The 21503-nt window shown below is 69.1% G+C and carries 19 protein-coding genes; 8 read left to right on the forward strand and 11 right to left on the reverse strand.

Features of this window, described 5'->3' with window-relative positions; genetic code table 11:
* Positions 1-63: 63 nt before the first annotated feature.
* The 4 genes from ACRSCF_RS27735 to ACRSCF_RS27750 form a co-directional block, all read right to left on the reverse strand.
* Positions 64-483 (reverse strand): FKBP-type peptidyl-prolyl cis-trans isomerase, encoded by a 420-nt coding sequence (locus ACRSCF_RS27735; RefSeq protein WP_016446675.1) that lies wholly within the window; start codon positions 481-483, stop codon positions 64-66.
* A 38-nt stretch (positions 484-521) separates the two neighbouring features.
* A complete protein-coding gene (locus tag ACRSCF_RS27740) occupies positions 522-1664 on the reverse strand; it encodes a pyridoxal-phosphate-dependent aminotransferase family protein (protein ID WP_012203005.1) in 1143 nt (380 codons plus the stop codon).
* A 102-nt stretch (positions 1665-1766) separates the two neighbouring features.
* The gene (locus ACRSCF_RS27745) at positions 1767-5060 is read right to left on the reverse strand and encodes a carboxyl transferase domain-containing protein (protein WP_244387599.1); all 3294 of its coding nucleotides are present in this window, start codon (positions 5058-5060) and stop codon (positions 1767-1769) included.
* A gap of 16 nt (positions 5061-5076) precedes the next feature.
* On the reverse strand, positions 5077-6672 hold the full coding sequence (locus ACRSCF_RS27750) for an AMP-binding protein (RefSeq protein WP_034363507.1): 1596 nt from the start codon (positions 6670-6672) through the stop codon (positions 5077-5079).
* Between the two features lie 159 nt (positions 6673-6831).
* Here ACRSCF_RS27750 and ACRSCF_RS27755 point away from each other — a divergent pair, with 159 nt between their 5' ends.
* A complete protein-coding gene (locus ACRSCF_RS27755) occupies positions 6832-7554 on the forward strand; it encodes a TetR/AcrR family transcriptional regulator (protein ID WP_034363504.1) in 723 nt (240 codons plus the stop codon).
* 26 nt (positions 7555-7580) lie between these two features.
* A complete protein-coding gene (locus ACRSCF_RS27760; protein WP_034363502.1) occupies positions 7581-8864 on the forward strand; it encodes a branched-chain amino acid ABC transporter substrate-binding protein in 1284 nt (427 codons plus the stop codon).
* A gap of 38 nt (positions 8865-8902) precedes the next feature.
* Here ACRSCF_RS27760 and ACRSCF_RS27765 read toward each other — a convergent pair whose 3' ends face one another.
* A complete protein-coding gene (locus ACRSCF_RS27765; RefSeq protein WP_034363499.1) occupies positions 8903-9628 on the reverse strand; it encodes a YggS family pyridoxal phosphate-dependent enzyme in 726 nt (241 codons plus the stop codon).
* Between the two features lie 37 nt (positions 9629-9665).
* On the opposite strand from ACRSCF_RS27765, the gene ACRSCF_RS27770 reads away from it, so the two are divergent.
* The 4 genes from ACRSCF_RS27770 to ACRSCF_RS27785 all read left to right on the forward strand — a co-directional run bounded on the left by ACRSCF_RS27770 (position 9666) and on the right by ACRSCF_RS27785 (position 13651).
* The gene (locus ACRSCF_RS27770; protein WP_016450723.1) at positions 9666-10709 is read left to right on the forward strand and encodes a type IV pilus twitching motility protein PilT; all 1044 of its coding nucleotides are present in this window, start codon (positions 9666-9668) and stop codon (positions 10707-10709) included.
* Between the two features lie 31 nt (positions 10710-10740).
* Positions 10741-11373, forward strand: a complete 633-nt coding sequence (locus tag ACRSCF_RS27775) for a cyclic nucleotide-binding domain-containing protein (RefSeq protein ID WP_017406039.1) — start codon at positions 10741-10743, stop codon at positions 11371-11373.
* A gap of 129 nt (positions 11374-11502) precedes the next feature.
* Positions 11503-12639, forward strand: a complete 1137-nt coding sequence (locus tag ACRSCF_RS27780; RefSeq protein WP_016450725.1) for a PilT/PilU family type 4a pilus ATPase — start codon at positions 11503-11505, stop codon at positions 12637-12639.
* 100 nt (positions 12640-12739) lie between these two features.
* Positions 12740-13651 (forward strand): NAD(P)-dependent oxidoreductase, encoded by a 912-nt coding sequence (locus ACRSCF_RS27785; protein ID WP_016450726.1) that lies wholly within the window; start codon positions 12740-12742, stop codon positions 13649-13651.
* Between the two features lie 199 nt (positions 13652-13850).
* On the opposite strand, the gene ACRSCF_RS27790 is transcribed toward ACRSCF_RS27785, so the two are convergent.
* From ACRSCF_RS27790 to ACRSCF_RS27800, 3 genes are all read right to left on the reverse strand, one after another.
* Positions 13851-14582 carry a BON domain-containing protein gene (locus ACRSCF_RS27790; RefSeq protein ID WP_016451991.1) on the reverse strand — a complete coding sequence of 244 codons (732 nt, stop codon included), beginning with the start codon at positions 14580-14582 and terminating at the stop codon, positions 13851-13853.
* Complete coding sequence (locus ACRSCF_RS27795; protein ID WP_016451992.1) at positions 14579-15187, reverse strand: SIS domain-containing protein; 609 nt, start codon at positions 15185-15187, stop codon at positions 14579-14581. The genes ACRSCF_RS27790 and ACRSCF_RS27795 overlap by 4 nt, the downstream gene beginning before the upstream one ends.
* A gap of 73 nt (positions 15188-15260) precedes the next feature.
* Complete coding sequence (locus ACRSCF_RS27800; RefSeq protein WP_016450729.1) at positions 15261-15677, reverse strand: YraN family protein; 417 nt, start codon at positions 15675-15677, stop codon at positions 15261-15263.
* On the opposite strand from ACRSCF_RS27800, the gene rsmI reads away from it, so the two are divergent.
* Complete coding sequence (gene rsmI, locus ACRSCF_RS27805) at positions 15677-16618, forward strand: 16S rRNA (cytidine(1402)-2'-O)-methyltransferase (protein ID WP_432675167.1); 942 nt, start codon at positions 15677-15679, stop codon at positions 16616-16618. The two genes, ACRSCF_RS27800 and rsmI, sit on opposite strands and share 1 nt — an antisense overlap.
* A 167-nt stretch (positions 16619-16785) precedes the next feature.
* On the opposite strand, the gene ACRSCF_RS27810 is transcribed toward rsmI, so the two are convergent.
* The 3 genes from ACRSCF_RS27810 to ACRSCF_RS27820 form a co-directional block, all read right to left on the reverse strand.
* The gene (locus tag ACRSCF_RS27810) at positions 16786-18042 is read right to left on the reverse strand and encodes an Hsp70 family protein (protein WP_016450731.1); all 1257 of its coding nucleotides are present in this window, start codon (positions 18040-18042) and stop codon (positions 16786-16788) included.
* A gap of 116 nt (positions 18043-18158) precedes the next feature.
* On the reverse strand, positions 18159-18998 hold the full coding sequence (locus ACRSCF_RS27815) for a VOC family protein (RefSeq protein ID WP_324622801.1): 840 nt from the start codon (positions 18996-18998) through the stop codon (positions 18159-18161).
* Positions 18999-19023: 25 nt separating this feature from the next.
* Entirely contained in the window at positions 19024-19575 is a 552-nt protein-coding gene (locus ACRSCF_RS27820; RefSeq protein WP_034400151.1) for an OsmC family protein, read from the reverse strand.
* 253 nt (positions 19576-19828) lie between these two features.
* On the opposite strand from ACRSCF_RS27820, the gene ACRSCF_RS27825 reads away from it, so the two are divergent.
* Positions 19829-21502, forward strand: coding sequence for a TIGR04028 family ABC transporter substrate-binding protein (locus tag ACRSCF_RS27825; protein WP_034363496.1), 1674 nt, complete (start codon positions 19829-19831; stop codon positions 21500-21502).
* The last annotated feature ends 1 nt before the right edge of the window (position 21503 follow it).

A 21503-nucleotide genomic window follows, 5' to 3' on the forward strand; every position in this document is an offset into this window, starting at 1 on the left:
AAAAGCCGGCCCGCAGGCCGGCTTCGCATCAGGCGGGGGATGGCCCGGCCAGCGGGCCGGCCATCACTTGATGCCCAGCAGTTCCACCTCGAAGTTCAGCGTGGCGTTGGGCGGGATCACGCTGCCCGCGCCACGGCTGCCGTAGGCGATGGAGGGCGGGCAGGTCAGCTTGGCCTTGCCGCCGACCTTCATCTTCTGCACGCCTTCGGTCCAGCAGGGAATCACGCCGGTCAGGGGGAACTCGATGGGCTGGCCGCGCGTGATGGAGCTGTCGAAGTCCTTGCCCGTGTCGGGGAAGTAGCCGCGGTAGTGCACGCGCACCGTGTCGCTGGCCTTGGGGCTGGCGCCTGTGCCTTCCTTGAGGCTTTCATAGACCAGGCCGCTGGCCGTGGTGACGGGTTCGGCCGCATGGGCCGCCACGCCGGTCAGTGCGGCGAGCATCAGGCCGCAGGAGGCGGCCAGGGTGGTGAGGGTCTTGTTCATGAGGGCTCTTTCAATGCAATGTTTGCAGCGGGTTCGGTTCACGCCTTGGCGGGGACACCGATGTCGTCCAGCGCTTTGGCGATGTGGCCGACGGTGCGGTCCACGTTATGCCATTTTTCCAGGCCGAACAGGCCGATGCGGAAGGTCTTGAAGTCCGGGCCTTCGTCGCACTGCAGGGGCACGCCCGAGGCGGTCTGCAGGCCGGCTTCCATGAACTTCTTGCCGCTCTGGATGCCGGGGTCGGTGGTGTAGCTGACGACCACGCCAGGGGCCTTCCAGCCTTCGGCCGCCACGCTGGGAAAGCCGCGCGACTCCAGCAGGGCGCGCACCTTGGCGCCCAGGGCGATCTGCTCGTCGCGCACCTTGGCGAAGCCGTAGGCGCGCGTCTCCAGCATCACGTCGCGCAGGCGGACCAGGGCGTCGGTGGGCATGGTGGTGTGGTAGGCGTGCTGGCCTTTTTCGTAGCCCTCGGCGATCTGCATCCACTTCTTGAGGTCGCAGGAGAAGCTGGAGCTTTGCGTGTGCTCGATGGCTTCGCGCGCGCGCTGCGAGAGCATGACCATGGCGCAGCACGGCGAGCTGCTCCAGCCCTTTTGCGGCGCGCTGATCAGCACGTCCACGCCGGTCTTTTCCATGTCCACCCACATGGCGCCCGAGGCCACGCAGTCCAGCACGAAGAGCGCACCCACCTCGTGCGCGGCATCGGCCACGGCGCGCAGGTAGCTGTCGCTGAGGATGATGCCGCTGGCCGTCTCCACATGGGGCGCGAACACGACCTTGGGCTTCTCGGTGCGGATGGCGGCGGCCACGTCCTCGGCCGCGCAAGGCGCCCAGGGGTCCTGGCTGCCCGGGCCCTGGCGGCGGGCCTTGCAGACCACGGCGCCACCGCCCAGGCCGCCTTCCTCGAAGATCTGCGTCCAGCGGTAACTGAACCAGCCGTTGCGCACGATGAGCACCTTTTCGCGGTTGGCGAACTGGCGCGCCACGGCCTCCATGCCGAAGGTGCCGCTGCCCGGCACCAGCACGGCCGTGTGGGCGTGGTAGACCTCCTGCAGCGTGGTGAGGATGTCCTGCATCACGCCCGCGAAGCGCTTGGACATGTGGTTGAGCGCGCGGTCGGTGTAGACCACCGAGAATTCGAGCAGGCCGTCGGGATCGATATCGGGCAGAAGTCCGGGCATGGGAAGGTCTCCAGAGGCAGCGGGGCCCGCTTGAGCGGGCCCGCCATCGTGTTCGTCGAAAAGAGGATCAGCTTAGCACGCCGCCTGCCGCGTTTTCAGGGCCTACCAGGTGTCCACGAAGCCCGCCTGGGCGGGTGCCACGCGCGCCCCCGCCAGGCCGCGCGACAGCCAGACGCGCGTGTCGGCGGGGTCGATGACGGCGTCGATCTCCAGCGTGCCGGCCATGTGCATGGCCTCGCCGTGGGCGTACTGCTGGGCCAGCAGCCGGTCGAACAGGGCGTTGCGTTCGGCGCCCTCGGGCAGGGCCTGCAGTTCCTTGCGAAAGCCCAGGCGCACGGCGCCTTCCAGACCCATGGCGCCGAACTCGCCCGTGGGCCAGGCCACGTTGAACACCGGCGCATGGAAGCTGCCCGCCGTCATGCCCATGGCCCCCAGGCCGTAGCCCTTGCGCAGCACCACGCTGAAATACGGCACGCGCAGCTTGGCCGCCGTGACGAACAGGCGGCTGACATGGCGCACCTGGGCGGTCTTCTCGATCTCGGGGCCGACCATGAAGCCCGGCGTGTCCACCAAGCTCACGATGGGCAGGCCATGGGCGTTGCACAGCTGCATGAAGCGCGCGGCCTTGTCGGCCGCATCGGCGTCGATGGCGCCGCCCAGGTGGGAGGGGTTGTTGGCCATCAGCCCCACGGGCCGGCCTTCGATGCGCGCCAGCGCCGTGTGGATGCCTGCGCCAAAGCCCGTGCGCAGCGGCAGCAGGCTGCCTTCGTCCACCAGATGCGCCATGGCCGCACGCGTGTCATAGGCACGCAGCCGGTTCTCGGGCACCACATGGCGCAGGGCGCGCGTGTCGGGCGCGGTCCACTCCGTGGTGCGGCCCTGGAAGAACGAAAGATAGTGGCGCGCTGCAGCCACGGCCTGGGCCTCGTCCTCGACCAGCACGTCGATCACGCCATTGGCATGCTGCACGCTGCTGGGTCCTATCTCTTCAGGGCGGAACACGCCCAGGCCACCGCCCTCGATCATGGCTGGCCCGCCCATGCCGATGGTGCTGGCGCGCGTGGCGATGATGACGTCGCTGCAGCCCAGCAGGGCTGCATTGCCCGCAAAGCAGCGGCCGTGTGCAATGCCGATCACCGGCACCTGGCCCGACAGCGCCGCATAGGCCGCGAAGGTGTGCACATGCAGGCCGGCGACCACGGGCGTGTCGGTATCGCCGGGCCGCCCGCCGCCGCCTTCGGCGAACAGCACCACGGGCAGCTTCTGCGCCAGCGCAATGCCCAGCATGCGGTCGGTCTTGGCATGGTTGCGCGCGCCCTGGGTGCCGGCCAGCACGGTGGCGTCATAGGCCATGACGACGGCGCGCGAGCGCTCTTGGCCGAACTGCGCGCCGTTGATGGAGCCCATGCCCGTGACCATGCCGTCGGCCGGCGTGTTGGCGATCAGGTCGTCCATGCTGCGCCGGCGCGTCTGCGCGGCAATGGCCAGCGCGCCGTACTCGATGAAGCTGCCCTCATCGCAAAGATCGGCGATGTTCTCGCGCGCGCTGCGGCCGCCCTGGGCATGGCGTTTGGCCATGGCCTCGGGCCGGGCAGCATCGCGCGTGAAGGCATGGCGGTCGATGACGCGGCGCAGGTCGGCGCGGATGTGGTCCGGGTCCTGGGCGATCTGCTGCGCGCGTGCGTCGGCCTGCACGCCTTCGGCGGCGGCCAGCACCAGCAGGGGCTGGTCCTGGGCCACATAAGCACCGGCCTCGGCCAGCAGTTGGGTGATGGCGCCGGCCTGCGGCGCCAGCAGCACATGCTCCATCTTCATGGCTTCGAGCACGCCCAGCTCGGCACCGGCGGACACGGCATCGCCCACGGCCACGCTCCACTGGACAATGCGCGCCGGCATGGGCGCCGTGAGGGCGCCCTCGGGGACCGGCGCGCCAGCAGCCTCGGCAGTCATCGCAACATCGGCGGCCACGGCCGTGCGGCGCGCGCCTTCGGCCAGCGCCTGGGCGTCCGCCACCAATTCTGGAAGGGCCTCTTCAAGCCAGCGTGTGTGCACGGCCTGCGACGCCATCTCGGGCCGGCCGGCCAGCGCCTGCAGCAGCGGCAGGTTGGTGGCCAGCCCGTCGATGCGGCATTCGTCCAGCGCGCGGCGTGCGCGGCGCAGCACGTCTTCGAAGCGCGGCCCGCTGCTGTGCACGATGAGCTTGGCCAGCAGCGTGTCGTAGTGCGGCGAGGGGCTGGCGCCCGCCACCGCATGCGTGTCGATGCGGATGCCGGGGCCGGCCGGCCACTGCAATGCGCCTATGCGTCCGCTGCCGGGGCGCGAATGGCCTGCGGCATCCAGCGTCTCGGCATTGATGCGCCACTGCATGGCATAGCCGCGCGGCGCGGGGGGTGTCCTGGCATCCAGGCCCAGCTCGCCCAGGTGATCGCCCGCCGCAATGCGGATCTGGGTCTGCACCAGGTCGATGCCGAAGACTTCCTCGGTGATGGTGTGCTCGACCTGCAGGCGCGGGTTGGCCTCGATGAAGACATAGGGCAGGGAGTCGGAGGCGGCATCGACCAGGAATTCGAAGGTGCCCAGGCTCTCGTAGCCGATCTCGGCGGCCATGCGCAGCGCGTCGCGCGTGATGCGCTCGCGCAGCGGCTGCGCCAGGCTGGGGCTGGGCGCGATCTCGACCAGCTTCTGGAAGCGCCGCTGCAGCGTGCATTCGCGCTCGCCCAGCGCGATGGGGCCTGCGCCGCCGTCGCCCAGGATCTGTACCTCGATATGGCGTGCGCCCGTCATCAGACGCTCCACATAGACACCGTCCACGCCGAAGGCGGCGCGCGCCTCGCTGCGGCAGCGCTCGTAGGCAGCGGGCAGGTCCTCGGCACGCGCCACGGCGCGCATGCCGCGCCCGCCGCCGCCGCCGATGGCCTTGACCATGATGCCGCTGGCGCCCCCGGCCTGCTGCGCCTCGAAGAAGGCCTGAGCCTGTTCCAGCGTGACGGCCTCGCTGCTGCCCGGCATCAGCGGCACGCCGCAGCGGCGCGCCAGATCGCGTGCGCGGGCCTTGTCGCCCAGCAGCGCCAGATGGGCGGGTGCAGGGCCGATGAAGCGCAGTCCCGCGTCGGCGCAGGCCTGGGCAAAGCCGGCGTTCTCGCTGAGAAAGCCGTAGCCCGGATGGATGCCGTCGCAGCCGTGCTCGCGCGCAATGCGCAGCAGGTGGGCGCCGTCCAGGTAGGCCGAGGGGCCGCTGGCGTCCAGGGGCACGGCTGCATCGGCAGCGGATACATGCGGCGCCTGCGCATCGTCTGCGGCATGGACGGCCAGGCTGGGCACACCCAGCTCGCGCAGCGCGCGCACGATGCGCAGCGCGATCTCGCCGCGGTTGGCAATCAGGATCTTCTGGAACATGGGTCTTCGGTCTTTCTCATTGATCGCGCAGCAAGCGACGCAGCACCTTGCCCGCTCCGGTGGCAGGCAGCGCCTCGATGAAACGCACCTCGCGCGGCGCCTTGTAGCTGGCCATGTTCTCGCGCGACCACTGCACCAGGTCCTCGGCCGCGATCTGCTGGCCCGGCCGCGTGACGATGAAGGCGCGCACGACCTCACCCTTTTGCGGGTCGGGCACACCGATCACGGCGGCCTGGGCCACGGCCGGGTGCTTGATGAGGATGGCCTCCACCTCCTCGGGGAAGACGCTGTAGCCCGAGACCTTGATCATTTCCTTGAAGCGGCCGATGAAGGTCAGGTAGCCCTCGGCGTCCAAGCGGCCCATGTCGCCCGTGTGGACCCAGCCGTTCTTCAGGGTCCTGGCCGTGGCCTCGGGCTTGTTCCAGTAGCCCTTGAAGTTGCCGGGGCCGCGGATGGTGATCTCGCCCACTTCGCCGGCCGGCAGGGGCTCGCCGGTCTCGGGGTCGATGATGCGCACCTCGTTGCCGGGCAGCGGCTTGCCGTGCGTGCCCCAGCGGATGGCATCGCCCGGCATGGTGGTGTCCATGGTGTGGGTCTCGCTGAGGCCGTAGGCCGCCTCGCTGGAGATGCAGTTCGGGGTGAAGCGCTTCCACTGCCGCGCCAGCTCCTCGGTGTAGGCAATGCCGAAGCTGGTCACCGTGTTGCGGCGCAGCGCGGAAAAGTCCATGGCCTCCACGCCCGGCAGCTGCATCACGGCCACGTTCATGGGCGCGATGCTGTACCACCAGGTCACGCGGTAGCGCTCCAGGGCCTGGGCCACGGCCAGCGGGTCGAAGCGGTGCAGCAGCACGCAGGTGGCGCCGCTGTGCACGGGCATGTTCACGCCCATGGACATGCCGGCAATGTGATAGAGCGGCGCCACGGCCAGCAGCATGTCGCCGGCGTTCACGCCCGTGGCGCTGGAGGCGCCGGCCGTCTTGCTGGCCGCGTTGCCGTAGCTGAGCATGGCGCCCTTGGGCAGGCCCGTCGTGCCCGAGGTATAGGTCATCAGCGAGACATCGTCCATGGCGACATCGACGGGCACGGGCTTGGCGCCGCTGTGCATGACATCCCAGAACGATTCCACGCCCTCGGGCAGCGGCTGCACGGGGACCTGCAGTTCGGGCGGCAGCGCCAGCGTGGCCGATTCAGGAAGCCAGTCGCCATAACGCACGGCCAGCACATGCCTGAGCGCCGTGCTGGCGCGCACCTTGTCCACCACGGGCAGCAGCACATCGGCCGCGACGATGACGCGGGCCTGGAGGTCATCGAGCTGGTACTGCAGCTCATGCTCCTTGTTCAGCGGCCCGCAGGGGCAGACGATGGCGCCGACCTTCTGGATGCCGTAGTGCGCCACGATGTACTGCGGGCAGTTGTTCATGAACAGCGCCACGGGCTCTCCCCGGCCCACGCCCAGCGCCTGCAGCCGCGCGGCAAAGGCGTCGCTGGCCGCATCCATCTCGGCCCAGCTGATGTGGCGGCCATACCAGATGTAGGCGTCGCGGCCGGGGTGGTTGCGCGCATTGCGGCGCAGGGCCTCATGCAGGGGAATGAGGGTCTCGGAATCCGCCATGCTTGTCTCCTGGGTGTCTGGCGATCCCGGAACCAGTCCTAAGGGATAGCCTTGATTTGTTTTGGGGTCCAGCGGCTTGCCAATATATACCCGCTGGTAGAACATTGCTACCCACCGGTATAACCATCGCAGCCACCGACGCGACACGAGATTTCCCGCATGCCCAAGCCCCCTGTCACCCCGCGCGGCCGCCAGCGCCTTCCCACGGCCGGCTCCGATGAAAAGCGCGAACGCATCCTCAAGGCGGCCGAGGCCCTGTTCGACCGCAACGGCTACGCCAACACCACGATGGAGCAGATCGTCCAGGCCCTGGGCGTGACCAAGCCCTTCGTCTACTACTACTTCCGCAACAAGCAGGAGATCTTCGAGACCCTGTGCTGGGCGCCCACCGAGGCCTGCTTCACGGTGCTGGACTTCGCGGCCGACGATCCGCGCGCCGCGCACGAGAAGGCCGTGGACTGCCTGCAGCGCCTGATCGCGGCCACCATTGCCCACTATCCGGCGGCCTTCTTTCCCTACCGCGAGCCCCAGGCCTTCAGCCCTGCGTATATGAAGGCCTCGCGCACGCTGGCGCGCCAGTTCTACCGCCAGTTCTGCGCGCTGCTCGAAGAAGGCCGCGCCAGCGGCCACCTGGACTTTCGCGAGACACGCATCACCGCCCAGGCCGCCTGCAGCCTGCCGGGCTTTCTCTACAACTGGTACCGCCCCGGCGGCCGCCTGGGCACGGCCGAGATGGTGGCCGAGCTGACCGAGCTGGCCAGCCGCGTGCTGGGCCTGCGCACGGCGCCAGCCACCGCGCCCGAAGCCATTGCCGCATCCCCCGCGAAAAAGACGCCTGCACGGCGCAGCCGGCCCCGGGCCGAGCCGCCCGGCAAGGACTGACGACCATTCCTTCGAGGAGACAAGACATGCCGATCCGCCGCCATTGCATCCGACGATATTCCCAGCCATCCATGGCACTCGCCGCCGCCCTGCTGTGCGCCACGGCCGCCCACGCCCAGGGCGGCGAGACCTTCAAGATCGCCTTCATCGACCCGCTGTCCGGCCCCTTCGTCAGCACGGGCGAGCTGATGCGCGACCACGTGCAGTACGCGGTCGAGGACGTGAACGCCAAGGGCGGTCTGTTCAACGGGGCGAAGCTGCAGCTGCTGCAGTTCGACAGCAAGCTCTCGGCCCAGGAAAGCCAGGCCGCGCTGCAGGCAGCCCTAGACCAGGGAGCGCGCGTGGTGGTGACCGGGGGATCGGGCTCGTCGGTGGTGGCAGCCCTGGTGCAGGCGGCCTCGCGCCACAACCAGCGCAATCCGGGCAAGGAGGTGCTGGTGCTCAACCACTCCTCCATCGACCCCGAGCTGACGGGCAAGGCCTGCAGCTTCTGGCATTTCATGTTCGATGCCAACACCGCCATGCGCATGCAGGCGATTGCCAGCTACATCAAGACCCAGCCGGGCATCCGCAAGGTCTACCTGCTCAACCAGGACTACGCCCACGGCAAGCAGTGGGCGGCCTACGGGCGCCAGATGGTGAGCGCGGCCCGGCCCGACATCCAGTTCACGGGCGAGATGCTGCACCCCATAGGCCGCGTCAAGGACTTCGCGCCCTACGTGGCCAAGATCAAGGAAACGGGTGCGGACTCGGTGATCACGGGCAACTGGGGGCAGGACCTGACCCTGCTGCTCAAGTCGGCGGCCGACTCGGGCTATGACCTGCGCTACTTCAACCACAGCGCGGGCGGCATGCCGGGCACGGTGACATCCTTCGCCCAGACCCGCATCGGCCAGCTGACCTGGGTGGCCGAATGGCACCCGGGCCAGGCCGGCCGCCCGCTGGCCGACGCCCGCGCCCAGGAATACAAGGCCCGCATGGGCAAGGACTTCCTGGCCCCGCGCATGGACCTGGTGCCGCGCATGCTGGCCGCCGCCATGGCCAAGGCACAGTCCACCGAACCTGTGAAGATCGCGCTGGCCCTGGAGGACCTGCAGATGGACACCGTGGTCGGCCCCGTGCGCATGCGCGGCAAGGACCACCAGCTGCTGCTGCCCCAGGTGGTCAACACCATCGCGCCCGTGGATGGCAAGCTGGTCAAGACCGGCTGGGAAGGCACGAACTACGGCTTTCGCACCGACGCCGTCTACACGCCCGAGCAGGTGGAGCTGCCCACGGACTGCCAGATGAAGCGGCCAGGCGGGCGCTGAGGCGGCCTGCCCCGCCAGCCAAGCCAGCTACGCCCCGCTCAATGCGGGGCGTAGTTTCGTTGGCCGAAGATGCCGCTGCCCACGCGCACCATGGTCGATCCGGCGGCCACGGCCGCTTCCAGGTCGCCCGTCATCCCCATGGATACCGTGTCGAAGCGTTCCAGCCCCGGCAGGCCGCTGGCGCGGATCTGCGTGAACACGGCCGTGGCGCGGGCATGCACCTCGCGCTGGGCCTCGAAGCCCGGCACATCGTCGGGAATGCTCATCACGCCGCGCAGCACCAGGCGCGGCAGCTGCACGATGGCGGCGGCCAGCTCCAGCGCCTGCTGGGGCGCCACGCCGGCCTTGGTCTCGCCGCCATCCACGTTCAGCTGGATGCAGACCTGCAGCGGCGCCAGGCCCTCGGGGCGCTGGGCCGACAGGCGCTCGGCGATCTTCAGGCGGTCCACGGTCTGGGCCCAATCGAAATGCTCGGCCACCAGGCGCGTCTTGTTGCTCTGGATGGGGCCTATGCAATGCCATTGCAGGGCCTCGCCGCCCGGCAGGCCCATGGCGCGCACGGCGGCGATCTTGTCCACGCCTTCCTGGATGTAGTTCTCGCCGAAGCTGCGCTCGCCGGCCAGCACGGCCTGGCGCACGGCGTCGGGGCCGAAGGTCTTGGAGACGGACAGCAACTGCACCGAGCCGGCCGCCCGGCCCGCCTGCGCGCAGGCCGAGGCAATCCGTTCGTGAATCTGTTGAAGCTTGTTTTCAATCGTCGTCATAATTGCCGCCAGCGTACCAAACGAGGGAGCGAACTCCGTGGACATCACCCAATTGCTGGCTTTCAGCGTCAAGAACAAGGCCTCCGACCTGCACCTGTCCGCGGGGCTTCCGCCGATGATCCGCGTGCACGGCGATGTGCGCCGCATCAATGTCGATCCGCTGGACCACAAGACGGTCCACGCCATGGTCTACGACATCATGAGCGACTCCCAGCGCAAGGCCTACGAGGAGTTCCTGGAGGTGGACTTCTCGTTCGAGATCGAGGGGCTGGCGCGCTTTCGTGTCAACGCCTTCAACCAGTACCGGGGCGCGGCCGCCGTCTTCCGTACCATTCCCAGCAAGATCCTGACGCTGGAGCAGCTCAACGCGCCGCGCATCTTCGCCGACCTGGCCCTGAAGCCGCGCGGCCTGGTGCTGGTGACCGGCCCCACGGGCTCGGGCAAGTCCACCACGCTGGCCGGCATGGTCAACCACCTCAACGAGACCGAGTACGGCCACATCCTGACGGTGGAGGACCCCATCGAATTCGTGCACGACTCCAAGAAGTGCCTGATCAACCAGCGCGAGGTCGGGCCGATGACGCAGTCGTTCTCGGCCGCCCTGCGCTCGGCGCTGCGCGAGGACCCGGACGCCATCCTGGTGGGCGAAATGCGTGACCTCGAAACCATCCGCCTGGCCATGACCGCGGCCGAGACGGGCCACCTGGTCTTCGGCACCCTGCACACCTCCAGCGCCGCCAAGACCATCGACCGCATCATCGACGTCTTCCCGGCCGAGGAAAAGGAGATGGTGCGCGCCATGCTTTCCGAATCGCTGCAGGCCGTGATCTCACAGACGCTGTGCAAGACCAAGGACGGCCAGGGCCGCATCGCGGCCCACGAGATCATGCTGGGCACCAGCGCCATCCGCAACCTGATCCGCGAGGCCAAGGTGGCCCAGATGTACTCCACCATCCAGACGAGTCAGAATGTGGGCATGCAGACGCTGGACCAGAACCTGACCGATCTGGTGCGGCGCAACCTGATCAGCCCGGCCGAAGCGCGCGCCAAGGCCAAGATACCGGACAACTTCCCGGGCTGACCGCCACCGGCCCAGCCTCTCGCCACGCGCCATGAAAAGCATTTTCCGCAAGCTGCGAAGCGGCCAGGACCCTTCGGCCCCGGCCTCCGAGTCGGCCTTCTTCACGACCACGCTGGCGGCGCATGGCTTCATGGACCCGCACACGCCTCCCGTTCCCTGGGAGGCGCGCGCCATCGAGGTGGGTGCCACGCGGCTGCCGCGCGGCAGCGTCACCCAGCTGGAGCAGCTGTGGTCGCGCGACCGCTACCTGGGCCAGCTGGATGCGGCCAGCCTGCAGCGGCTCAGTGAATACTTCATCTACGCGGCCGTGGCACCGCAACGCGACGTGATCCGCCAGGAAGAGAACGGCAGCTTCATGGCGGTGGTGCTGTCCGGCCAGATCGCCGTGGAGCGCCAGCAGCCCTGGGGCGAGCGCATGCGCCTGGCGCAGACACGGCCCGGCGACATCCTCGGCGAGATGTCGCTGCTCGACGGCGGGCCGCGCTTTTCCAGCTGCACCACGCTGACCGACTGCGAGATCGGCGTGCTCAGCGCAGAGGCGCTGGACGAAATGATGGTCAAGGATGCCGCGCTGGCCGCCAAGCTGATGGCGCTGCTGGCGCGCAAGCTCTCGTTCCGGCTGCGTGCCATCAGCGTGCGCCTGGGCGAGGAGCAGCACACTTAGATGGCGAATGAGTCGGCGAATGAGTCGAATATGAGGACGCCTGGCCCATCCGGGCCGGACCGGACCACCTGCACATAACAAAACAACCTGCGCGCCACGACGGTGCGCAATGCCCGGGGGAATACGGCAATGGAAAGAGATCAGGCCACCAAGTTCATCAACGACCTGCTCAAGCTCATGGTCAGCCGCAACGGCAGCGACTTGTTCATCACGGCGGAATTCCCGCCTGCGATCAAGATCGACGGGCGCATCACCAAGGTGTCGCCGCAGCCGCTGTCGCCGGTGCACACGCTGACGCTGGCGCGCTCCGTCATGAGCGACAAGCAGATCGCCGATTTCGAGCGCACCAAGGAGTGCAACTTCGCCATCTCGCCGCCGGGCATCGGGCGCTTTCGCGTCAACGCCTTCATCCAGCAGGGCCGCGTGGGCATGGTGATGCGGACGATTCCGCTGGCCCTGCCCACCATCGACAGCCTGGGCGTGCCCCAGGTGCTCAAGGAAGTGACCATGACCAAGCGCGGCCTGTGCATCCTGGTCGGCGCCACGGGCTCGGGCAAGTCCACCACGCTGGCCGCCATGGTGGACTGGCGCAACGAGAATTCCTACGGCCACATCGTGACCATCGAGGACCCCATCGAATTCGTGCACCCGCACAAGAACTGCGTGGTCACGCAGCGCGAGGTGGGCCTGGACACGGACAGCTGGGAAGCAGCGCTCAAGAACTCCCTGCGCCAGGCACCGGACGTGATCCTCATGGGCGAAATCCGGGACCGCGAGACCATGGAGCACGCCATCGCCTTCTCGGAAACCGGCCACCTGTGCCTGGCCACGCTGCACGCCAACAGCGCCAACCAGGCGCTGGACCGCATCGTCAACTTCTTCCCCGAAGAGCGCCGCCCGCAACTGCTGATGGACCTGTCGCTGAACCTGCGCGCCATGGTCTCCCAGCGCCTGCTGCCCAAGCAGGACAGCAAGGGACGCGTGGCCGCCATCGAGGTGATGCTCAACTCGCCGCTGATCTCCGACCTGATCTTCAAGGGCGAAGTCACCGAGATCAAGGAGATCATGAAGAAAAGCCGCAACCTGGGCATGCAGACCTTCGACCAGGCGCTGTTCGACCTGTTCGAGTCCAACCTCATCACCTACGAGGATGCCCTGCGCAATGCGGACTCGGTCAACGACCTGCGGCTGCAGATCAAGCTGGGCAGCCAGCGCGCCAAGTCGCTGGACCTGGCGGCGGGCACCGAGCATTTCGCCATCGTCTGAACGCGCCTTCAGCGCGCCGAGCCGGGACACCGGCTCCTTCCAGGGCCGCACACCGCGCGCCCCTGCGCCACCCGCTCCCACCACCTCTCAGGAATCCCCCATGTCCGACTCCTCCATCGCCGCCCGCAGCTATGCGGCCATCGCTCCCCTCTCCGTAGCCTTCCTGGGGCTGGGCGTCATGGGCTATCCCATGGCCGGCCACCTGGCCACGGCAGGCCACCGCGTCACGGTCTACAACCGCACGCAGGCCAAGGCCCGCGCCTGGTGCGAGGAGTTCAACGGCGGCCATGCGGCCACGCCGCGCGAGGCCGTGGCCGGCGCCGACATCGTGTTCAGCTGCGTGGGCAATGACGATGACCTGCGCTCGGTCGTGCTGGGGCCGGACGGCGCCTTCGCGGGCATGCGCCGCGGCGCCATCTTTGCCGACCACACGACGGCATCGGCCGAAGTGGCGCGCGAGCTGCATGCGGCCGGGCTGGAGCTGGGCCTGCAGTTCATCGACGCACCCGTCTCGGGCGGCCAGGCAGGCGCCCAGAACGGCCAGCTCACCGTGATGTGCGGCGGTGACGAGGCCGCCTTCGCCACCATGCAGCCCGTGGCCATGGCCTTCTCGCGCGCCTGCACGCTGATGGGCGACAGCGGCGCCGGCCAGCTCACCAAGATGGTCAACCAGATCTGCATCGCAGGCCTGGTCCAGGGCCTGTCCGAGGCCATCGCCTTCGGCCAGCACGCGGGCCTGGACATTCCCGCCGTGCTCGACGTCATCGGCAAGGGCGCAGCCCAGAGCTGGCAGATGGACAATCGCGGCCGCACCATGGCCGAAGGCAAGTTCGACTTCGGCTTTGCCGTGGACTGGATGCGCAAGGACCTGGGCCTGGTGCTGGCCGAGGCCCAGCGCAACGGCGCCCGCCTGCCCGTCACGGCCCTGGTGGACCAGTTCTATGCCGATGTGCAGCAGATGGGGGGCAGGCGCTGGGATACCTCCAGCCTCATCAAGAGGCTCACCCCCTGAGCGGCTTACGCCGCTTCCCCCTCTCTACTTGTTTCGCAAGGGAGGGGGACGACACCATCGCTGCGGGGCGGCCCTTGCTTGGTGTCCCTGGCTTTAGGCCCTGCCAGATTCAAGTGCTATGCCCTGAGGAACGAGATCTTCCTATGTCCAAAACAAAAAGCCGGAACATGTTCCGGCTTTTGCTTTCAGGCGGCGGTGATCACTTCACCGGGGTGGCGGTGGCGCCTGCGGGGGTGGACAGGCTGCTTTCCGAGAGGCTGGTGGGAGCGCTGGCTGCGGCGGCCTTGCCGGAGTCGTCGGTGACCACGGGGGCGGACTGCGGCTGCATGCGGGCCAGTTCGTCCTCGGAGATGACTTCCACCACGCGCACGACCTTGGTCACGTCGTTGATGCCGCGGGCGATTTCGGCGCCGCGCTTGGCTTCGCGCGGGGTGACGATGCCCATCAGGAAGACGACCTTGTTCTCGGTCACGACCTTGAAGGCCGAGGCCTGGATGTCCTTGGCGTCCAGCAGGCTGGCCTTGACCTGTGTGGTGATCAGGGTGTCCTTGGAACGCTGGCTCAGCGTGGAAGTGAAGGGCGCCACCACCACTTCGTTGAAGACATTGCGCACCGTGGGCTGCTCGCGCACGAGCTTCTCGATGGTCTGGCGGTCGGCCTCGTTGCCGGCCTCGCCGGTCAGCAGCACCTGGCGGTTGTAGCTGGTGACGTTGACATGGGCCTTGTCGCCCAGCACTTCGGAGATGCGGTTGTTGGCGCGCAGCTCGATGCCCTGGTCTTCCACCTGGGTGCCGGTGGTGCGGCGGTCCGCCACCGACATGCCGGCCATCACGGCGCTGCCACCCACCAGGGCGACGCAGCCCGACAGGGCTGCGCCCAGGGACGCAACGGCGAGCACACCGCAGGCGGCGCGGGACCAACGGAACTTCATAGAGGCATCTCCTGTTCACCAAGTAACTGGGCATCCACGCCGTCGCACAGGCAGTGCAGCACCAGCGTATGGGTTTCGCGCACGCGCGCCGCACGGTCATGCGGCACGCAGATCAGAACATCGGTCTCGCGCACGCGGCCGGCCAGGGAGCCGCCCGTGCGGCCGGTCAGCACCACGGCCATCATGTCGCGCTCATGGGCGGCATCCAGGGCCTCCAGCACGGCCACGTCGTTGCCCGTGGCGGACAGCACCAGCAGCAGGTCGCCGGGCTGGCCCAGGGCGCGTATCTGGCGCGCCAGGTACTGGGTGGCGTTGCCGCCCGAGCCCGTGGCGCCCACGGTGCCCAGCAGGCCACCGTCGGACACCAGGGCCACGGCGGCCAGCTCGGGCCGGTCGCGCTCGAAACCGGCCACGCACAGGGCGGCGAAGAGCTGGGCGTCGCTGGCCGAGGCGCCAGCGCCGCAGGCCAGGACCTTGCCGCCGCTGGTCACGCAGGCCAGCATGGCCTGTACCGCTGACGCAATGGGCTGGCTCAGCGCCTGGGCGGCCTGGTATTTCAGGTCGGCGCTGTCGATGAAATGCTGTTGGATACGTTGCTCAAGCATGGAGGCCCGATGATAACTGCCGCCCCTGAAGTCTTTCGTAGCCAGGCGTTATTTGTGCTGCAGCGGTAACGGATCAGGCGCCTTCGGCGTCAAAGGCGGCCTGCAGCCACTGCACGGCAGGCCCGGCGCCAGGCTCGACCAGCACCACGTCGAAGCGGCACGGCGGCGGCGCGGCCCATCGCATCAGGTAGTGGCGCGCGGCAAACACGATGCGCCGCTGCTTGGTGGCGCCTATGCTGGCGCCGGCACCGCCGAAGGCGCGCGTGCCGCGGCTGCGCACCTCGACGAAGACCACGGTGCCGTCGCGCGCCTGCACGATCAGGTCGATCTCGCCGCCGCCGCGCCCCGGCGTCCGATAATTGCGCTCGACCAGACGCAGGCCGGCCGCCTGCAGATGGGCCAGCGCCGCGTCCTCGGCCTGCTGGCCCCGATGCCGGGTCGTGAGGGCAGACGGCCCCGCGCCTGCCGGCTTTTTCGCAAGGAAACCCATTGACTACCTCTTTCGCCACCGCGCTGGGCGCAGCCAAGGATGCTGCGGCATCCCAGCATTATCCGCAGGGAGCCCTCTACGTGGTGGCCACTCCCATAGGCAACCTGGCCGACATCAGCCTGCGCGCCCTGCATGTGCTGCAGCTGGTGGACTGCGTGGCCTGCGAGGACACGCGGCACACGCAGGGCCTGCTGCGTTCCTATGGACTGGACCGGCCCGGCAGCCAGCTGCTGGCCGTGCACCAGCACAACGAGGCCGAGGCGGCCCAGCAGATCGTGGCGCGGCTGCAGCAGGGCCAGCGCATCGCCTATGTCAGCGATGCGGGCACGCCCGGCGTCAGCGACCCCGGCGCACGCCTGTGCGCCGCCGTGCAGGCCGCGGGCCTGCGCTGCATTCCGCTGCCCGGCGCCAGCAGCATCACGGCGGCCATCAGCGTGGCCGGCGCGGTCACGCCTTCGCAGGGCGAGGGAGGTTTCGTCTTCGCGGGCTTTCTGCCCACCAAGTCGGCCGAGCGCCTGGCCGCCGTGCAGCAACTGGCCCTGCAGCCGCGCTGCACCGTGCTGCTGGAGGCGCCGCACCGCATTGCCGACCTGGCCGCCGCCCTGGCCACGCTGGGCGAGCGCCCGGTGACGCTGGCGCGCGAGATCACCAAGCAGTTCGAGGACATTGCCACCATGCCCGCCAGCGCGCTGCCGGCCTGGCTGCAGGCCGTGCCCCAGCGCAGCAAGGGCGAGTTCGCCGTGGTGCTGCACCCGGGGGCCCTGGGTGGCGATGAGGCCGACGCCGACGCCCTGCGCGTGCTGCGCCTGCTGCTGGCCGAGCTGCCCACCAAGACGGCCGTGCGCCTGGCCGCCGAGATCACGGGCGCACCGCGCAACCGCCTCTATGACGCCGCGCTGGCGATCAAGCAGGCCGCCGAGGAGGACCCGATAGAGGATTAAGCCCAAGGCGGCAGCACCACAGTGGCCTTCACCCTCAGGGACACCGAGCAAGGGCCTACGCCGGCCGCGCCGCCCCGCCGCGAGGGTGTCGCCGGTTGCCCGTACGCCCCCCGCGTAGCGAGAGGGGGCGCCGTGCAACGGGAAGCGGCGCAGCCGCTCAGGGGGACTTATGCATACGCCAGGCCGGTGGCCACGCCACCGAACAGGTCGCCTTCGACCTGCGGCACGCCGGGGAAGGCCTCGCGCAGCGCATCGCGCAGCGTGCGCAGGGCCGATGAGCCGCCCGTGAGGTAGATGGCGTCCAGCGCCTGGGGCGCCACGCCGGCCAGGCGCAGGCAGTCCTGGGCGCAGGCCACGACCTGCTGCAGGGGGCCCTGCAGCTGCTCGTGCAGCACCTCGGGCGAGATGGCGGCGGACAGGCCCGATTCCAGCCAGCCCAGCTCGATGGGCGACTCGGCATGGCGCGTGGAAGCCTCGATCTTGGCCTGCTCCACCACGGCGGCCAGGCGGTGGCCTTCGCGCAGTTCCAGCACGTCCATCAGGCGCTTGTGCAGGCGCTGGTCGCTGTAGTCGGTGCGCAGGTTGCGCGCCTCGGCCAGGGCCTTGGGCGAGTACAGCCACTGGATCAGGTGCCAGGTCGAGAGGTCGAAGAACACGCGGCTGGGCACTTCGCGGCCGCTGGGGCCGGTGTGGCGGTAGCCCAGCAGCGGCATGATCTGGGCCAGGTTGAGCCGGTGGTCGAAGTCCGTGCCGCCGATATGCACGCCGCTGGTGGCCAGGATGTCGTCGCGGCGGTCGCGGCGGCCGGCCTGCTCGGGCCCCAGGCGCACGACGGTGAAGTCGGAGGTACCGCCGCCGATGTCCACCACCAGCACCACGGATTCCTGCGTGAGGCGCTGCTCGTAGTCCAGCGCGGCGGCGATGGGCTCCATCTGGAAATCCACTTCGCCAAGGCCGGCGGCGCGCGCGGCGTCGGCCAGGGCCTGCTGGGCCTGGCGGTCGCGCTCGGGATGGTCATCCACGAAGTGCACGGGCCGGCCCAGCACCACGCGCTCGGGCAGGCGCCCGTCCAGCGAGGCACGCGCCCGGTCGGCCACGCGGCGAAGGAACAGTCCGATCACATCCTGGTAGCTGACCAGCTGGTCGTGCACGGCCGTCTTTTCCTGCAGCAGCGCGCTGCCCAGCAGGCTCTTGAGCGAGCGCATGAGCCGGCCCGGCTCGCCATCCAGGTACTGGGCCATGGCGTCGCGCCCGAAATGCGTGCTGTGCTCATCCGTATGGAAGAACAGCGCCGTGGGCATGCCGCAGGCATCGCCTTCCAGCGGCAGCAGGCGTGCGGGCTGGCCGGGCGCGCGCCAGGCCATGGCGGAGTTGGAGGTACCGAAATCTATGCCCAGCGTGGCAGGAGAGGAAGCAGTCGTCATGGCAAGCGGCGCCGCGCCACGGCAGCCTGCGAAGGCTGCAGCGGCTGCAACGAAAACGCCCACCGGAGTGGGCATGGGTGTCAGCGGGGCGCCATTCTATCGCCCGCGCATTGCGCCTAGGCGGCAGCGGTTTCCCGGGGCAGGGAATCCTGGGCGAGCACGATGCGCACGCCATGCGTGGCGGCCTCGTCCAGTGCCCGTGCAGGCGCGGGCCGCCGCACGTCCAGCCCGATCGCATAAGGGCCTTCGCCGCGCGTGGCCAGCCGGTGGCCCAGGGCGCCCGTGGCCACGCCCTGGGCTGGGGCAGACAGCACCAGCTCGGTGGCGCCCGGCCCCGTGCCCCCCAGCTTCAGCGAGGCGCGGTAGGCGCCGCCATCGGCCGACAGACGGGCCTCGCCGATGTCGGCGCCCTCGCCCAGCAGCGCGCGCCAGCGCGCCAGGCTGGCCCGCAGGTCATGCACGGCCACGTGCAGCCGGGCCACGCCGGTGGCGCCGTTGGCATGCACGCGCGCATCGCCCTCAGGCACGCGCAGGGCGCGCGGCGTGAGGTCGCCGCAGAGAAAGGGCAGGTCCTGGCTGCGGGCGCGTGCATTGCGCCAGCGCAGCTGCGCGCCGTCGGGGCGCAGGCGGCCGCCTTCGTAGGGCGCCTCGTAGTCCAGGCCGCGCACCTGGGCGGCGGAAACCACGGCGCCGGTCTCGGTGGGCAGCAGCGCGAAATCGACAATGCCCTCGCCATGGCGCTGCAGCTGCTGCCACCAGCGTTCCTCGGGCGCGGGCGCGCGCCAGGCGATGAGTTCGAAGTAGGCGCCGTCGGCAAACACCACCAGGGCGTTGTGCGTGGAGCGGCCCGGATGCTCGCCGCCGCGCAGCACGTTGAAGCCCAACGCCTGATAGTCGGCAATGGTGCGCTCCAGGTCCTGGACCGCGATGACGATGTGGTCGAGTGGCAGGGTCATGGCAGGGGTGCTTTCCGCACGGTGTTCAGGCCGCCAGGCGCGCGGCGGCGCTGGAGTCGGTATGGCGCACTTCGGCGCGGATGTTCTGCGGATTGCGCAGCAGGTTGAGGATGGGGCAGGTGCGCTCCACGGCCTCGAACAGCGCATCGATCTCGGCGCGGCTGGCCGGCGAGTCGATGTGCACGGTGTAGCCGATCTCGTGCGGCCAGATGGGCGTGGCCTCGTGGCCGGGCCTGCCGCCGCGCGGGTCGATGATGCCCGTGACCTCGACCTCCAGGCTCTCCACCGGCACCTGGCGCTCGGCCGCCTGGATCAGAAAGATGTGGGTCACGCAGGTGCCCAGCACGCCCAGCTGCAGCTCGGGCGAGCTGGGGCCGAGGTTGTAGCCCGCGAAGTCGGGCGGGCTGTCGCTGATGACCTGGTGCTCGCGGATGCGCAGGCGGCGCACGCCGCTGCGGCCCTCGGCACGCACATGGGCCTTGAGGTGGGCGGGCTGGGCCGTGCCGGCCGCGACGGCGGCGCTGCGGGCGAGCACGGCGGCGCGTTTTTCGGCGAGGTATTCGTTGAGATGGCTCATGGACGGGCTTTCGGTGAAGGAAGTACCAGCCCATTGTTGGGACCGCCGCATGCGCGGCAAACAAACGAATCCGTCTGCGCTTATGCACTGGGCAGATATGTGGGGGGCTCCCATCCCTTAGTCGTTTTCCAAATAACGATGCAACTCGATATATGAGCGCAAATATTTGGCATCGATAGCATGAAAAACATGGAGCCGGTCCTGTGGCCGGCAGTCTTGTTTTTCAGCGCCCCAGCGGCGGCGAGGTACGAACGTGTTTTCCCAATCGAAGGCGGGTCAGGTGGCATGGAAGGCCGCGATAGCGGTATTGGCGGGCAGCAGCCTGCTGCTGGCGGCGTGCTCCAGGCAGGCCGATACGGCCCAGGCGGGCGCGGCTGCTGGGCCCGTGGAAGGCGGCACCCTGGTCTACCTGGAGCAGCAGGCCCATACCAACCTCTATCCGCCGGCCGGGGGCTTCTATCCCAACGGCGGCGTGCTCAACCAGATCACCGACAAGCTGACCTACCAGGACCCGAAGACGCTGGAGATCCAGCCCTGGATCGCCGAGTCCTGGACCGTGAATGCCGACGCCACCGAGTACCGCTTCAAGCTGCGGCCCGGCGTCACCTTCTCCGACGGCACGCCGCTGGACGCGGCGGCCGTGGCGCGCAACTTCGACACCTATGGCCTGGGCAACAAGGCGCTCAAGCAGCCGGTGTCCGAGGTGATCAACAACTACGAGCGCAGCGAGGTGGTCGACCCGCTGACGGTGAAGTTCTTCTTCAGGAAGCCTTCGCCGGGCTTTCTGCAGGGCACTTCGGTGATCGGCTCGGGCCTGGTCTCGCCGGCCACGCTGGACCGCCCCTTCGAGGAGCTGGGCGACGCCACGCGCATCATCGGCTCCGGCCCCTTCGTGGTGGCCAGCGAGACGCTGGGCAAGGAGCTGGTGCTCAAGGTGCGCAAGGACTACGCCTGGGGTCCCGCCAAGCTGGCCCACCAGGGCCGCGCGCGGCTGGACGAGGTGAAGTTCATCGTCACGCCCGAGGACAGCGTGCGCATCGGCGCGCTGCTGGCCGGCCAGGCCGGGCTGATCCGCCAGATCCAGGCCTATGACGAAAAGCGCGTCGAGGACCAGAAGTTCAACATCTACGCCCCGCCCACGCGCGGCGTGAACAACAGCGTGGCCATCCGCCCCGACAACGCCCTGGTGGCCGACCTCAGGGTGCGCCAGGCCCTGCTGCATGGCACCAACGCCAAGGAGATCGTGGAGACGCTGTTCTCGCCGCGCTATCCGCAGGCGCGCTCGGTGATTGCCTCCACGGCGGCCGGCTTCGTGGACCTGTCGGCCAAGCTGGCCTATGACGAGGCCAAGGCGAAACAGCTGCTGGACGAGGCCGGCTGGACGCTGGGCGCCAACGGCCTGCGCCAGAAGGACGGCCGCGATTTCGTGCTCTCCACCTACGAGTCCCTGCCCCAGCCGCAGAACAAGGAGACGCTGCAGCTGGTGGCCCAGCAGTGGGCCCGCCTGGGCATCAAGCTCAACGTGCTGTCGGGCGACGCGGGCAGCCGCGCGGTGGACACGCTGGACCCCGACAAGACCGGCGTGCTGCCCGGCATGGTGGGCCGCGCCGATCCCGACGTGATCAAGAGCAACTACTACCCGACCAACCGCAACGTGCTGCTGCAAAAAGGCGGCGTGAGCCAGAAGGTCAAGTCCTTCGAGGACACCAAGCTCAACGGCCTGTTCGACGCCATCGCGGCCGAGACCGATGCCGCCAGGCGCCTGGCGCTGGCCGGCGAAGTGCAGAACTACCTGATCGACCAGGCCTATGTGATCCCCATCTTCGAGGAACCCCAGGCCTTTGCGGGCGCGGGCTGGGTGCGCGACGTGGGCTTCGAGGCCGTGGGCCGGCCCAGCTTCTACAGCACCTGGCTGGCCAGGCGCTGAC

Source organism: Delftia sp. 11MD (assembly GCF_050907895.1).
Taxonomy (GTDB): domain Bacteria; phylum Pseudomonadota; class Gammaproteobacteria; order Burkholderiales; family Burkholderiaceae_C; genus Comamonas; species Comamonas tsuruhatensis.